The organism is Rhizobium sp. K102, assembly GCF_022385315.1.
GTDB lineage: Bacteria > Pseudomonadota > Alphaproteobacteria > Rhizobiales > Rhizobiaceae > Rhizobium > Rhizobium croatiense.
Genome location: NZ_CP092433.1, coordinates 137,350 through 151,095, shown reverse-complemented (window position 1 = coordinate 151,095; position 13,746 = coordinate 137,350). Strand labels below are relative to the sequence as shown.

General features: G+C 63.6%; 13 protein-coding genes. 10 read left to right on the top strand and 3 right to left on the bottom strand.

From position 1 onward, the window contains the following. The first annotated feature begins 7 nt into the window (after window positions 1-7). From MHI61_RS02690 to MHI61_RS02670, 5 genes are read left to right on the top strand one after another with little or no spacing between them, the layout of a single operon-like run. Entirely contained in the window at window positions 8-1,420 is a 1,413-nt protein-coding gene (locus MHI61_RS02690; RefSeq protein WP_239789295.1) for an amidase, read from the top strand. Continuing rightward, the gene (locus MHI61_RS02685; RefSeq protein WP_239789405.1) at window positions 1,417-2,949 is read left to right on the top strand and encodes an ABC transporter ATP-binding protein; all 1,533 of its coding nucleotides are present in this window, start codon (window positions 1,417-1,419) and stop codon (window positions 2,947-2,949) included. The genes MHI61_RS02690 and MHI61_RS02685 overlap by 4 nt, the downstream gene beginning before the upstream one ends. Next, on the top strand, window positions 2,939-3,988 hold the full coding sequence (locus tag MHI61_RS02680) for an ABC transporter permease (RefSeq protein ID WP_239789294.1): 1,050 nt from the start codon (window positions 2,939-2,941) through the stop codon (window positions 3,986-3,988). The genes MHI61_RS02685 and MHI61_RS02680 overlap by 11 nt, the downstream gene beginning before the upstream one ends. Further along, entirely contained in the window at window positions 3,985-4,929 is a 945-nt protein-coding gene (locus MHI61_RS02675) for an ABC transporter permease (protein WP_239789293.1), read from the top strand. Before MHI61_RS02680 ends, MHI61_RS02675 begins: the two co-directional genes overlap by 4 nt. Window positions 4,930-4,953: 24 nt before the next feature. Then, window positions 4,954-6,243 (top strand): amidohydrolase family protein, encoded by a 1,290-nt coding sequence (locus MHI61_RS02670; protein ID WP_239789292.1) that lies wholly within the window; start codon window positions 4,954-4,956, stop codon window positions 6,241-6,243. Window positions 6,244-6,297: 54 nt separating this feature from the next. Here MHI61_RS02670 and MHI61_RS02665 read toward each other — a convergent pair whose 3' ends face one another. Beyond that, the gene (locus MHI61_RS02665) at window positions 6,298-7,074 is read right to left on the bottom strand and encodes a class I SAM-dependent methyltransferase (protein ID WP_239789291.1); all 777 of its coding nucleotides are present in this window, start codon (window positions 7,072-7,074) and stop codon (window positions 6,298-6,300) included. A 252-nt stretch (window positions 7,075-7,326) separates the two neighbouring features. Here MHI61_RS02665 and MHI61_RS02660 point away from each other — a divergent pair, with 252 nt between their 5' ends. Then, entirely contained in the window at window positions 7,327-8,094 is a 768-nt protein-coding gene (locus MHI61_RS02660; protein WP_239789404.1) for an alpha/beta hydrolase, read from the top strand. Window positions 8,095-8,144: 50 nt separating this feature from the next. On the opposite strand, the gene msrA is transcribed toward MHI61_RS02660, so the two are convergent. Then, on the bottom strand, window positions 8,145-8,654 hold the full coding sequence (gene msrA, locus MHI61_RS02655; RefSeq protein WP_239789290.1) for a peptide-methionine (S)-S-oxide reductase MsrA: 510 nt from the start codon (window positions 8,652-8,654) through the stop codon (window positions 8,145-8,147). 189 nt (window positions 8,655-8,843) lie between these two features. Here msrA and MHI61_RS02650 point away from each other — a divergent pair, with 189 nt between their 5' ends. From MHI61_RS02650 to MHI61_RS02635, 4 genes are read left to right on the top strand one after another with little or no spacing between them, the layout of a single operon-like run. Further along, entirely contained in the window at window positions 8,844-9,989 is a 1,146-nt protein-coding gene (locus tag MHI61_RS02650; protein WP_239789289.1) for an extracellular solute-binding protein, read from the top strand. Beyond that, window positions 9,989-10,882: an ABC transporter permease subunit gene (locus tag MHI61_RS02645; protein ID WP_239789288.1), complete on the top strand. Its 894-nt coding sequence runs from the start codon at window positions 9,989-9,991 to the stop codon at window positions 10,880-10,882. Before MHI61_RS02650 ends, MHI61_RS02645 begins: the two co-directional genes overlap by 1 nt. Further along, window positions 10,879-11,706: an ABC transporter permease subunit gene (locus tag MHI61_RS02640; RefSeq protein WP_239789287.1), complete on the top strand. Its 828-nt coding sequence runs from the start codon at window positions 10,879-10,881 to the stop codon at window positions 11,704-11,706. Before MHI61_RS02645 ends, MHI61_RS02640 begins: the two co-directional genes overlap by 4 nt. A 34-nt stretch (window positions 11,707-11,740) precedes the next feature. Continuing rightward, entirely contained in the window at window positions 11,741-12,820 is a 1,080-nt protein-coding gene (locus MHI61_RS02635) for an ABC transporter ATP-binding protein (RefSeq protein ID WP_239789286.1), read from the top strand. Between the two features lie 5 nt (window positions 12,821-12,825). Here the strand turns inward: MHI61_RS02635 and MHI61_RS02630 are convergent, their stop codons facing one another. Continuing rightward, on the bottom strand, window positions 12,826-13,659 hold the full coding sequence (locus MHI61_RS02630; RefSeq protein ID WP_239789285.1) for an inositol monophosphatase family protein: 834 nt from the start codon (window positions 13,657-13,659) through the stop codon (window positions 12,826-12,828). Between the last annotated feature and the right edge of the window lie 87 nt (window positions 13,660-13,746).

The following is a 13,746-nucleotide window of genomic DNA, read 5'->3' as shown; positions in this document are numbered from 1 at the left end:
TCGACTGATGCAGGGCGACGCGACGGAATTGGCGGCGGCGCTCAGGCATGGCAGCCTGAGCGCCGCAGAAGCGATGCAGCTTTCCATCGAGGCAGCCGCGCGGCTTGAGCCGCTCGGCGCAATCGCCTATCTCGACGGCGCCATGGGTCTCGCGGCCGCAAAGGCCTGCGACGAGGAACGGCAGCGCGCGCCGGAGCGTTTTTCGGCGCGGCCCTTTGCCGGCGTGCCGACCTTGGCGAAGGATCTTGGCGGTCCCTTCCGCGGACTGCCGGTAACGGCCGGTTCCCGCCTCTTTGAGAGAAAAGGCGGCGGAGCCGACTCCGATCTCGCTTCGCGGTTCCGCGAGGCGGGCTTCTGTCTGTTCGGCCTGACGACGAGCCCAGAATTCGGCCTCTCGCTCGCCAGCGAACCGGCAATCGGGCCCGTCTGTCGCAACCCGCTCGATCCGGCCCGAACCGCCGGCGGCTCGTCGGGCGGTGCGGCGGCAGCCGTTGCCGCCGGGATCGCGGCGATTGCCCATGCCACCGACGCCGGCGGCTCGATCCGCGTGCCCGCCGCCTGTTGCGGCCTTGTCGGAATGAAGCCGACCCGCGGCGCCATCCCCGGCGGACCATCTTTCGGCAATCATCTTGCCGGCATTGCGAGCGAACTGGCGGTCTGCCGCTCGGTGCGGGATGCGGCATTGATCTTCGACCGGCTAAGCGGCAATGCACGCGGACCCCTTCCGGATCCCTCTCCCGCCGATTTCGACACCGGCCGTTTGCGGATCGGCCTGTTGACCGATACAGGACCGGCCCATCCGACGGAGGGCAATCGCCTTGCAGCCGTCGCGGACGCGGCACGTGCGCTCGAGGCGGATGGGCACGCCATCGTTCCATTGACCTGGGCCGATTTCGAATGGAGTGTTGCCGCCAGCAGCCATGCCTTCGCCGATATCGTTTCCGTCAACCTCGCCGCGCTGATCAAGGCGGCGGCGCTCGAGGAAGGCAGGGCTGAGCCCCTCACGCAGGCGTTCGCGGTACGCGGACGAGCGCTCACGGCCACCGAGCTCTGGAAAACGCTGAATGATGCTGTCCTGGTGAGCCACGCCCTCTGGGAGCTGTTCGACAAAGTCGACTGCATCGTTATGCCGATGCTCGCCTGCGCGCCTCTTGCGATTGGCTCCTTTCCGTCCGATCATGCCGACACCGATCTGCATCTGGAGCGAATGACTGCGTTTGCGCCGCTTGCCTGCCTTGCCAATGTTTCCGGTTTTCCTGCTTTGACGCTGCCTTTCGGACAGGATGAGCATGCCATGCCGCTGCCGGTGCAGCTGATGATGCCGATGGGTCGCGAGCCGGGGCTTTTGTCGCTTGCGGCACGCCTGGAGGCGGAGGGGCGATGGCAGCACCGTTTTCCGGTGGCGGGGTTGCCGTCATGACCGGGCCCGTTCTGGAAATTGTCGGCGTCAGCAAACGTTTCGGCGCCAATCTTGCCAATGACAATATTTCCATGACGCTGGCCAAAGGCGAGGTCGTCGCCCTGCTCGGCGAGAACGGCGCAGGCAAAACTACGCTGATGAACATCCTTTTTGGCCACTACATGCCGGATGCCGGCCGAATTCTGATCGACGGCGCCGAGCTGCCGCAGGGCAGGCCGCGCGCGGCAATCCGCGCCGGCGTCGGCATGGTGCATCAGCATTTCTCGCTCGCACCCAATCTGACCGTTCTCGAAAACGTCATGACCGGCACGGAAGGCCTTTGGTCCTGGCGATCGGCAACATCGGCGGCGCGCAAGAAGCTCCTGGCGATTTCGGGGCGCTTGGGTCTCCAGGTCGATCCGGATGCCCGCCTTGGCGACCTTTCGGTCGGCGAGCAGCAAAGAGTGGAAATCCTCAAGGCGCTCTACAATGATGCCCGCATCTTGATCCTCGATGAGCCGACGGCGGTGCTGACCAACATCGAAGCCGAGCGGCTGTTCACGACCCTGAAGGAAATGGCCCGCCAGGGCCTGTCGCTGATCTTCATCTCGCATAAGCTCGACGAGGTGATGGCGGCGGCTGACCGCATCGTTGTGCTGCGCGCAGGCAGGATGGTCGCCGAACGCCGGGCGTCGGAAACCAGCAAGGCGGAACTCGCCGAGCTGATGGTCGGACACCGCGTGATGCGGCCCGTGCGCGAACCGTCGACACCCGGCGATGTTGCACTCGAGGCTTCAGGCGTTTCCGTGCGAACCGGCGGCATCGATCGCCTCAAATCGATCAGCTTCCGGCTACATCAGGGAGAGATCCTCGGCATTATCGGCGTCTCGGGCAACGGTCAGGCGGCATTGGCGCATCTTCTTTCCGGCACGCTGGCGCGCAGCAGCGGCAACCTCAGGCTGTTCGGCGAAGGGGTCGGCGATCTTGGCGTCGCCGATGTCGTCGAAGCCGGCATCGGCCGCATTCCCGAGGACCGCAACCATGAGGGCGTGATCGGGGAAATGGCTATCTGGGAAAACGCCGTGCTGGAGCGGATCGCCTCCCCGGCCTTCTCGCGTCACGGCCTCGTCAACCGCAAGGCCGGCATGGCCTTTGCGAGAGAGATCATCGACGGCTTCGACGTTCGCGGCGGCGGCCCGGCGATCCGCACGCGGCTGCTGTCCGGCGGCAATATGCAAAAGCTCATACTCGGGCGCAACCTCTATCGGCGGCCGCGCATTCTGATTGCCGCTCAGCCTGCCCGCGGCCTCGACGAAGGGGCCGTGGCCGCCGTGCATGCGCGCCTGCTGGAAGCCCGCCGGCAGGGGACTGCGGTGCTGCTGATCTCGGAGGATCTTGACGAGGTGATCGCGCTCGCAGACCGCATACAGGCGATCGTCGGCGGCCGGCTGTCGCCGCCCATCGACGCCGATAGCGCCGACGCCCGCAGGCTGGGGCTGATGATGGCCGGCGAATGGCAAGAGACCCGCGAGGCCGATCATGCGATTTGAGCGCCGCGAGCACCGCCCGCTTTACCTGCTGATCGCCACACCCGTTATCGCCATCATCGCGGCGCTGGCGCTGGCGGGCATCTTGATCTCGATCGCCGGCGCGCCTGTCCTCGATGCCTATTGGCGCATTCTGACCGGCGCCTTCGGCTCGCGGCTTTCGGCGACCGAAACACTGACGCGGGCAACACCGCTGATGCTGACCGGACTTGCCGCCGCCGTCGCCTTCCGGGTGCGGCTTTGGAATATCGGCGCCGAGGGCCAGTTCTATCTCGGGGCCATCGCCGTTGCGGCGGCAAGCTCGAAACTACTCGGCGCTCTTCCGGCACCCATTCTTATTCCACTGCTGCTGCTGATCGGCGCCATCGCCGGCATGGTGCTGATTTTGCTCCCGCTGTGGCTGAGACTGCGCTTTTCCGTCGATGAGGTCGTCACCAGCCTGCTTATGAATTTCATCGCCGTGCTTTTCGTCTCGATGCTGATCGATGGCGTCCTCAAGGACCCGCTCGCCTTCGGCTGGCCGCAGTCGCAATCCGTCAGCGATCATGCCATGCTGCCGAAGCTGATCGCCCGCTCGCGCCTGCATATCGGTTTGGCGATTGCGATCGCCCTGGCGATCATCGTCCACTTCGTCCAGTCCCGCACGGTGTTCGGCATGCAGTGCCGCGCAGCAGGCCTCAATCCCGCCGGCGCGGTCTTCGCAGGCGTGCCGCTCGGCAAGACGCTGGTGAAGGTCGCCTGTCTCTCGGGCGGGCTTGCGGGGCTCGCCGGTGCGATCGAGGTAATGGGCGTCAAGGGCTATGTGACCACAGACCTGTCGCCCGGTTTCGGCTATGCCGGCATCGTCGTCGCGATGCTTGCCAATCTCAATCCGCTCGGCGTCGTCTTCGCCGCCATATTTACGGCCACGATGTTCGTCGGCGCCGACGGCATGAGCCGGGGTCTCGGCATCCCGACCTATATTGCCGACGTTACGGTGGCGCTGTCGCTGCTGACGATGCTGATCGCATTGTTCTTCACCCAGTACAGGATAAGGCGATGACGCAGTTGTTCGATATCATCGCCTCCGCCGGGCTATGGGCGGCAGTCCTGCGGATCGCCACGCCGCTGATTTTCGGCACGCTCGGCGCTTTGCTGTGCGAACGGGCCGGCGTGCTCAATCTCGGCATCGAAGGCATCATGACCTTCGGCGCGATGATCGGCTGGCTTTCCGTCTATCATGGCGCCGACCTGTGGACCGGCCTGCTGATTGCCGCGGTCGCCGGCGGGATCTTCGGCCTGCTGCACGCGTCGCTGACGGTGACGCTCGGGCTCTCCCAGCATGTCTCCGGTCTAGGCGTCACGCTCTTTGCCTCCAGCTTCAGCTATTATGTCTTCCGGCTGATCGTGCCGCTTGCCAATACGCCGCCGACCATCGTGCCGTTCCAGCCGATCGTCATTCCCGGTCTCTCGACGCTGCCATTCATCGGCCCGGCCTTCTTCACGCAGACGGCGCCGACCTATCTTGCGATCTCTATCGCCCTCTTGATGGCCTACATCATCTTCCGAACGCCCGTGGGGCTCGCAATCCGCATGACCGGTGAAAATCCGCATGCAGCGGAAGCCCAGGGCGTCAATCCGATGAGGGTGCGATACGGTGCAGTCATCATCGGCAGCGCGCTGATGGGAATGGGCGGTGCTTTCCTGACATTGTCGGCGTTCAACAGCTTCTTCCCGACCATGGTGCAGGGGCGCGGCTGGATCTGCATCGCGCTTGTCGTGTTCGCCTCCTGGCGGCCGGGCCGCGCGCTGTTCGGGGCCTTGCTCTTCGCCTTCTTCGATGCCTTTCAGCTTCGGCTGCAAACGGCGTTAAGCGGACTTGTACCCTATCAGCTCTTCCTGATGACGCCCTATATCCTGTCCATTGCGGCTCTCGCCATCATGGCCCGCCGCGCCCGCGTTCCGCAGGCGCTGATGCAGCCCTATCGTCGCGGTGAGCGGTGAAGCCGCCTTTCCCACGAGGTTCCGATGTTCGATCTAATCGTCAGAAACGCAAATCTCCCTGATGGCCGAACCGGCATCGACATCGGCATTGAGGGCGACAGGATCATTGCCGTCGAGCGCAATCTGCAGGCGCAGGCGCCGGAGGAAATCGATGCAACCGGCAGGCTGGTCAGCCCGCCTTTCGTCGATCCGCATTTTCACATGGACGCCACGCTATCGCTCGGCCTGCCGCGGATGAACGTGTCGGGTACGCTGCTCGAAGGTATCGCGCTCTGGGGAGAGCTGCGCCCGATCGTCACGAAGGAAGAATTGGTCGACCGCGCGCTGCGCTATTGCGATCTCGCGGTCACGCAAGGCCTGCTTTTCATCCGCAGCCATGTCGATACGAGTGATCCCAGACTGGTGACCGTCGAGGCGATGATCGAAGTCCGCGAAAGGGTCGCGCCGTATATCGATCTGCAACTGGTCGCCTTTCCCCAGGACGGTTATTACCGCTCGCCGGGGGCGATCGACGCGCTCAACCGGGCGCTCGATATGGGCGTCGATATCGTCGGTGGCATTCCTCACTTCGAACGGACGATGGGCGACGGCACGGCGTCGGTCGAGGCGCTCTGCCGCATCGCCGCCGATCGCGGCCTGCCGGTCGATATGCATTGCGACGAAACCGACGATCCGCTCTCGCGCCATATCGAGACGCTGGCTGCGCAAACCATCCGCTTCGGCCTGCAAGGACGTGTCGCCGGCTCGCATCTGACCTCGATGCATTCGATGGACAATTATTATGTTTCCAAGCTCATCCCACTGATGGCGGAGGCTCAGATCAACGTGATCCCCAATCCGCTGATCAACATCATGCTGCAGGGCCGGCACGACACCTATCCGAAACGCCGTGGCATGACCCGGATCCGCGAGTTGATGGATGCCGGGCTGAACGTCTCCTTCGGGCACGATTGCGTCATGGATCCCTGGTATTCGATGGGGTCCGGCGACATGCTGGAGGTCGGCCACATGGCGATCCATGTCGCCCAGATGGCCGGTATCGACGACAAGAAGAGAATCTTCGACGCGCTGACCGTCAATTCGGCGAAGACGATGGGGCTTGCAGGTTACGGGCTGGAGAAAGGTTCCAATGCCGACCTCGTCATTCTCCAGGCAAACGATCCGCTGGAGGCGCTGCGGCTGAAGCCGAACCGGCTGGCGGTGATCCGCCGCGGCAAGGTCGTCGCCCGCACGGCGCCGCGTATCGGCGAGCTTTCTCTGAACGGGCGTCCGGCCCGGATCGACGCCGGCCTGGACTACATACCTCGCTATTGAGACGTGACGGCGCTGACCATGGGGTGAAGGGCGAAGCCTACCCGGCTCCTCTGCCTATCCCGCCGCTCGGCGAGCGGTGATGATCCACGCCTGCGAGTCGAACAACACACCCTCCGGCGTCATATGCGCCTCCAGTAGATCGCGCAGCCGCTGCAGCGGTTGGTCTGGCGGTTCAGCGGTTTGTGCGAGCGCGTCCTTCACAAGATAGAGGCCGATGAGCGCCTCAAGCGCCGCTTCGACGTTCGATCCGTAGAAGACCGGCTCCCGCACCTCGGCAAAGTCGATCGAGACAAAGCCTGCTGCGCTGAGAAGCTCCGTTGCGACGGTTGGATCGCCCAGCGAAAACGGATCGGGGGCACCTGGGGAAACGGCAGTTTCAGGCGCCAGGGCCTGACGGATGGCGCCGGACCAGGCGTTGCGCTCCCGGCTCTGCCACACCATCCAAACGATACGCCCGCCCGGCCGCATCGCTCGGCCGATATTGGCAAATGCCGCCGCCGGATCGGCAAAAAACATCACGCCGAACCGGCTGATACAGAGGTCGAACCTGGCTGGCAGGAAGGCGTGGAACTGCGCGTTCGCCTCGAAAACCACATTTCGCAAACCCTCCGCGGCACTCCGTCGCCTTGCGATCTCGAGCATTTCAGCCGAAACGTCCACACCGACCGCTTCTCCCTGCCTTGCGGCGCGGGCGGCCTCGCGCGTCGTCTGTCCTGCACCGCAGCCGATATCGAGCACTCGATCACCCGAGCCGACGCCGGCGGCAATCCTGAGGTGCTGATTGTGTCTTGCCAATTCCGCATCGTAAAAGTCGGCGCGATCCAACGCCATAACGCTTCCCTCTTGCTTTGTTGGATGGGGCAGTCCAAGCGGCCGTTACGCGTGTCATGTCACGCGAAAACAGATTGCATATTAGGATCAGTTATGCAAGGTGGAGAGTAATTGCAGTCTGCAACCAGGAGGATTGAGGCCGTGGAAACGACCGGATCAACGCTCGTCACTGAAAAGATCGTCGAACTCACAGGTGCGAAACTGCAGACCCAGGCCTTCGGCGACCCGGCCGGCGCACCGGTCCTGCTGATCATGGGAGTGATGTCCTCGATGCTGTGGTGGCCGGAACAGTTCTGTGAGGAACTTGCCGCCAGGGGACGCTACGTCATCCGCTACGACCAGCGTGACACCGGCCTTTCCACGCATTATGCGCCGGGTGAGCCAGGCTATTCGTTTGGCGATCTGTCCGAAGACGCCATCGCCGTGCTCGATGGCTATGGCATTGAAGCCGCGCATCTGGTCGGCATGTCGATGGGCGGTTTCGTCGCACAAGAGGCCGCATTGCGCCACCCCCGACGCGTGCTGACCCTCACTCTGATCAGCACCTCCCCGATCGGGATCGACGGCCTGCCCTCCTCGACCAAGGCTTACAAAGAACATTCCGCCGCTGCCGAGCACATCGACTGGTCGGACCTTGAAACCATTGCCGATTTCATGCGTCGCGATTCAGCCATGCTGGCCGGCACCAGGCATCCGCACGACGCCGAGGCGGCGAGTTCGCTGATCGCGCGCGACATGGGCCGCGCCACGTCCTTTGTCAGTGCGACCAATCATTTCATGCTGTTAAGCGGGGACAAGGCCGCCGCCCTGCATGCGTCCAACCTCAAGGCGCCGGTTCTCGCGATCCACGGCACAGCGGATCCGCTGTTCCCGATCGAGCACGGAGAGGCCTTCATCCAGGCCGCGCCGAACGCGCGACTGCACCGGATTGCCGGCGGAGGACACGAAATTCACAATCGCGACATTGACGAGATGGTGCGCGTCATTGCCGATCATACCAGGCCATCACCCAATCGCTAAACGGCTGGAGCCATGCATGCCGGCGTCCCTTCCGGCATGCCTGAATTGCATCAGGCGATCTTCTGGCGGGCCGGCAGCTTCCAGCCGGGCCGGACGAAATGGCAGGTATAGCCGTTTGGGATGCGCTCCAGATAGTCCTGATGCTCGGGCTCGGCCTCCCAGAAATCGCCGGCCGGCACGACTTCAGTGACGACCTTGCCGGGCCACAGGCCGGATGCGTCGACATCGGCGATCGTATCCCTGGCGACACGCTCCTGCTCGGGGCTGGTATAGAAGATCGCCGAGCGGTAGCTCGAGCCGACATCGTTGCCCTGGCGGTTGCGCGTGCTCGGATCGTGGATCTGGAAGAAGAATTCGAGGATTTCCCGATAGCTGATCCTGGCGGGATCGAAGATGATCTCGATCGCCTCGGCATGGGTTCCGTGGTTGCGGTAGGTGGCATTCGGCACATCGCCGCCGGTATAGCCGACGCGGGTCGAAATCACGCCCTTATAGCGGCGGATGAGGTCCTGCATACCCCAGAAGCAGCCGCCGGCGAGCACTGCACGTTCTTCGGTCATTGGGTGTCTCCTTGTTTGCCCAGAGATAGTGTCTCGCGCCGCCGATTTCCATAAGGCGGAAACAAGCACAGCTGTGCAATTTCCCTGCAAATAGGCCCGCTCCTGTCATGTCGATGTTACCCGCCGGCGTTAGCAAAGCCTTGGACAATCCCGCGGAGGCAGAGCCTCGACACCTGATGGAGATGGGTTATGAATAGACGTGAATTTCTGATCACATCCTCGGCTGCGGCCGGTCTTCTGGCTCTTCCGCCTTTCGCATCGGCCGCAGCCGAAACGATCGACCTCTACAGCGGTTCGGATGCCAACATCGTCGACCTCTGGAACAACATCATCCGCCCGGCCTTCGAAAAGGCGCATCCCGGCGTTGCCCTGAAGGTGACCGATGCCGGCGACAATAACGGCCTGCGCGCCATCGCCGACCGCGCGCTCGCGGCGCTGAAGACGAAGACCGATCCGCAGGCCGACCTCTTCGAGCAGTTCGATCCGCGTCTGCCGTCCGGCGGCATCAATGCCGGCCTCTGGGTCAAATTCTCCGCCGAGAATATCGAAGGCTACGATCGCATCAACCCGCTCGCCCTCGACACTCCTTATTCGCTTCCCTATCGCGGTTCGCAGGTACTTCTCGCCTACGACACGACCAAACTCGACCCGAAGAATGCGCCGAAGAGCTGGGATCAGCTGACCGCGTGGATCAAGGCCAACCCCGGCCAGTTCATCTACAACAGGCCCGACAAGGGCGGCTCGGGCGGAAACTTCGTCCGCCGCGCGATCCATGAGGTGAACGGTCGCGATCCGAAGAAGTTCAAGGTCGACAATTTCACCGCAGACCTCGCCACCGACGCGCTGACGCCGGCCTGGAAGATCCTCAGCGATCTCGCCCCCTCGCTCTACGACAAGGGTGCCTATACCGCCGGCAATACGCAGTCGATCCAGCTGCTCGCCCAGGGCGTCGTCACCATGGTGCCGGTCTGGTCGGATCAGGTGCTGCAGGCGATTGCGCAGGGCGTGCTGCCGGACACGACCGGCCTGGTGCAGCTCGGCGATCTCGCCCTTTGCGGCGGTTTCTCCAGCATCACGGTCTTCTCGAACGGCGCCAACAAGGACGCGGCCCTGCAACTTGCCGCATTCATGCTGACGAAGGAAATGCAGGAAGCGATCATCACTCAGATCGGCGGCTTCCCCGCCGTCTCCTGGGACCACATCTCCGACGACCTGCGCAAGAAATATACCGACGTCATTCCGTCGACCATCCCGACCTTCCCGAGCGGCGATTGGGAAAAGGCGATCAATGACGGCTGGTACCGCAACGTCGCTCCGAGCATCAGCCGCACCTGATGTCCGCCGCCGATGCTGCGCCGGCGGCCCTCAGCCGTCACCGGTTCATCAACAGGGGGAGCTCGATCGGGCTCCTCCTCGTTGCCCTGCCGGTGTTCCTGCTCGTATGGCTGATCATCTTCCCGATCTTCTCGGCGGTCGTCGGCACGATCCTCGTTCGGGGTCCTGACGGTGCGACCGAGGTCTCGCTCGCCTCCTATCGTTTCTTCTTCACCGACGGCTACAGCCTCGGCAATCTGTGGCTGACGCTCTGGACCACTGCCGTCTGCGGTGTCCTGTTGCTGGCGATCGGCCTTCCGATCGCGCTTTACCTCAGGTTTTCACAAGGGAGGCTCGCCGCCTATGTGCAGGCCCTGGCGATCTTTCCGATGTTCGTGCCGTCGATCATCCTTGCCTATGCGCTGATCAGGACGATCGGGCCGAACGGCACGGTCGACCTGCTGCTGAACGCAGTCGGCCTGCCCAAGCTGCGCACGCCCTATCTGACGCCCTGGGGTCCGGTCATCGGCCTCGTCTGGGACAATCTTCCGCTCGCGGTGCTGATGCTGACGGCCGGGCTTTCCTCCGTCTCGAACAGCGCCATTGAGGCCGCGCGCGACGTCGGCGCAAGGCCGCTTCGGGTCTTCGTCTCGATCATCCTGCCGCGCATGGGCAATTCCCTGCTGGTGACCGCCTCCTTCGCCGTGCTCGGCATCTTCTCCGCCTTCACCCTTCCCTATGTGCTCGGCCCGGCATCACCTGAAATGATGGGGCCGTTCATGCAGCGCACCTTCGCCGACATGAACGACCCGCTGAACGCGATGACCCAAGCCGTCATCACATTCGGCTTCTGCCTGCTTTTCGGAATTTTCTATGTCCGGTCGATCGCAAAGAACCGCGAGGCACGCGCATGAGGACGGCCAAACCAGGCATCGCGCTCCGCTTCGATTGGATCGGCCTCGTCTTCGCATGCCTGCTGACCCTGTTCATCGCGCTGCCGCTCATCGTCGTCGGCACATGGGCCTTCACCGAGGTCTGGCGTTACCCCTCGGTCATCCCGCAGCAGTTCGGCCTGCGTTTCTGGGGTCAAACGCTGGCGCGTCCGGATGTCTGGGACGCGCTGCTCCTCAGCCTGCGCCTGACGACGACGGTGACCGTTCTTTCCGCCATCATCTGCCTTCCTGCGGCTTACGCCTTCGCGCGCATGCGCTTTCCCGGCAGGGACATCCTGTTCCTCTCGTTCCTCGCATTGCATGCCTTTCCGAAATTCGGCCTGCTCGTCGCCATTGCCGGCATTTTCCTGCAGCTCGGCCTGATCAGCACCTTCTGGGGCGTCGTGTTGATCCAGCTCGTCGGCACGCTGATGCTGATGATCTGGATTCCGGTGGCGGCCTTTCAGAATGTCGACCGGCGCATGGAGGAGGCGGCGCGCGACGCGGGTGCCACGCCGCTGCGCGTCTTCTGGTCGATCACGCTGCCGCAGGCCGCACCGACGATATCAGCCGCACTGCTCCTGACCTTCGTCGGCACCTTCTACGAAACCGAAGGCGCCTGGTTGATCGGCGCGCCTCAGATCCGCACCATGCCGGTGCTGATGATCAGCTTCATCAACAATCAGATCGTCGTGCAATACGGCGCCGTGCTCTCGGTGATGCTGTGGGTGCCGTCCTTCATCGCGCTGATGTTTGCGCGCCGCGTGGTCGGCACCGGCGCCTTTGCGAGAGGTTTTGGTGCGTGAGGCGCCGCGCGTCAAAACAGGGAAGGATTTGAGCATGGCACATCTGGCGATCGAAGGGGTTTCGAAGCAGTTCGGGACCAGTTTTGCCGTTCGCGACTTCTCCCTTGAAGTCGGCGACGGCGAGCTCGTCTGCCTGCTCGGCCCATCCGGCTCCGGCAAGTCTACGCTTCTGAGGATGATCGGTGGCTTCGAGCGGCCGAGCGGCGGAACGATCCGCATCGATGCCGGGGACGTAACGAGCCTGCCGCCCGAGCGACGCCCGACCGGCATGGTGTTCCAGAGCCATGCCCTCTGGACGCATATGGATGTCTTCGACAACATCGCCTTCGGCTTGAAGCTCCGCCGGCTGCCAAAGTCCGAAATCCGTGAGCGCGTGGAGAACGCTTTGACGCTGGTCGGCCTTGGCGATTATGGGCGCCGGATGACGACGCAATTGTCGGGCGGGCAGCAGCAGCGCGTGGCGCTTGCCCGCTCGCTGGTGCTCGAGCCGAAGATCCTTCTGCTCGACGAGCCTTTCGCCAGCCTCGATCAGCACCTGCGCGAAAGGCTCAGGGAGGAAGTGCGCGATATCCAGCAGCGCCTCGGCATAACCACCCTCTTCGTCACCCACGGCCAGGACGAGGCCCTGGCGCTTGCCGACCGCATCGTCGTCATGCGCGACGGATGCACCGAGCAGATCGCGCCGCCGAGCACCATCTATCGGCAGCCGCAGACGGCCTTTGTCGCCGGTTTCATCGGCTCGATGAATTTCGTCCACAGCCACACAAGGAACGGCGTCTGCGACCATCCGCTCTTTCCGCTGGCCGTTCCGGTCGAAGACGGGCCGGTGACCCTTGCCGCCCGCCCGGAAGCGCTGACGATCCGGCTCGCGGACCGGCCGGATGCCGCCACAGTCCATCGCACCGTCGATTTCGGCACTCATAAAATGGTCGATATCGATCTTGCCGACGGCAGTCGCCTGAAGGCGATGGTGGCGCCGGACGATCGCTTGCAGGCGGGGATGAAGGTCGAGCCGAGCTTCATGAGCTTCTTCGTTTTCCGCGACAACGCGCTCATCTACCAGTCGGCGCCGGCAAAGGGCGGTGCGGAGGTCGGGCAACTTCTGCCGGTCTAAAACGGCTATGCTTTTGCCAGAAAGCCTTCCTTGAGCCAGGGATGCAATGCCTTGCTGGCGGCGAGGATATCGCCCTTCCCGTCGACCTCGGCCCCGGAAAAACGGGTGACGATGCCGCCCGCCTCTTCGACCATCAGCGCCGAGGCACCGAAGTCATGGATCGAAAGCCCGTCCTCGAAAAAGCCGTCCAGCCGGCCGCAGGCGACATAGGCGATCGACAGCGCCGCCGAACCGAGGCGGCGCACACCGGCGGTGTTGGCCATCAGCCGTTTGATCGCGTCGAAATAGGTCTCTTCGGCGACGGCCTTGACCTGGCCGGGGATCGGCAGGCCGGCGCCGATAAGCACGTTTTCGATGTCGCCGACATCGGCGCAGCGGATGCGCTCGCCGTCGAGATAGGCGCCGCCGCCGCGCTCGGCGCTGAACAGCTCGTCCTGCATGGCGTCATAGACGACGCCGGCGACCAGCCTGCCGCCTTCGGCGATGGCGATCGTCATGCCGAAATGCGGAACGCCCCAGGCGTAATTGGTGGTGCCGTCGATCGGGTCGATGTAGATGATCGGCGTGTCCGGCCCGCCGGTGCGGTTGCCGACGGCCTCTTCGCCCTGGATGGCATAATCCGGAAAGGCCTTCGTGATTTCCTCGACAATGATCCGCTCGACGGCGACATCGATTTCGGTCTGGTAATCGCGCGGCGCCTTGGCCAGGATTTCTGCCGATGTCCGCCGCCGCAGCGAGGCTCGGGCCGTTTCGCCCGCCTTTAGGATCGTTTCGGCAAGCACGACGAGGCGGGGCGACGCGTTCGGCGAAAGACGCGCTGATATCGGGGAAGATGCCATGAGAAGATCCGGATGCTGCAGATGAAACGCAAGTGACTCGTGCGAAAGCACTCCCTTCGCAGAGGCCGATGATGGTTTTATGAAGCT

Bases quoted from the DNA above. Each gene is read 5' to 3' on its own strand.
- MHI61_RS02675 (WP_239789293.1), top strand. From the start codon at position 3,985: ATGACGCAGTTGTTCGATATCATCGCCTCCGCCGGGCTATGGGCGGCA.
- MHI61_RS02645 (WP_239789288.1), top strand. From the start codon at position 9,989: ATGTCCGCCGCCGATGCTGCGCCGGCGGCCCTCAGCCGTCACCGGTTC.
- msrA (WP_239789290.1), bottom strand. From the start codon at position 8,654: ATGACCGAAGAACGTGCAGTGCTCGCCGGCGGCTGCTTCTGGGGTATG.
- MHI61_RS02665 (WP_239789291.1), bottom strand. From the start codon at position 7,074: ATGGCGTTGGATCGCGCCGACTTTTACGATGCGGAATTGGCAAGACAC.
- MHI61_RS02670 (WP_239789292.1), top strand. From the start codon at position 4,954: ATGTTCGATCTAATCGTCAGAAACGCAAATCTCCCTGATGGCCGAACC.
- MHI61_RS02640 (WP_239789287.1), top strand. From the start codon at position 10,879: ATGAGGACGGCCAAACCAGGCATCGCGCTCCGCTTCGATTGGATCGGC.
- MHI61_RS02650 (WP_239789289.1), top strand. From the start codon at position 8,844: ATGAATAGACGTGAATTTCTGATCACATCCTCGGCTGCGGCCGGTCTT.
- MHI61_RS02635 (WP_239789286.1), top strand. From the start codon at position 11,741: ATGGCACATCTGGCGATCGAAGGGGTTTCGAAGCAGTTCGGGACCAGT.
- MHI61_RS02690 (WP_239789295.1), top strand. From the start codon at position 8: ATGCAGGGCGACGCGACGGAATTGGCGGCGGCGCTCAGGCATGGCAGC.
- MHI61_RS02685 (WP_239789405.1), top strand. From the start codon at position 1,417: ATGACCGGGCCCGTTCTGGAAATTGTCGGCGTCAGCAAACGTTTCGGC.
- MHI61_RS02660 (WP_239789404.1), top strand. From the start codon at position 7,327: ATGGGAGTGATGTCCTCGATGCTGTGGTGGCCGGAACAGTTCTGTGAG.
- MHI61_RS02630 (WP_239789285.1), bottom strand. From the start codon at position 13,659: ATGGCATCTTCCCCGATATCAGCGCGTCTTTCGCCGAACGCGTCGCCC.
- MHI61_RS02680 (WP_239789294.1), top strand. From the start codon at position 2,939: ATGCGATTTGAGCGCCGCGAGCACCGCCCGCTTTACCTGCTGATCGCC.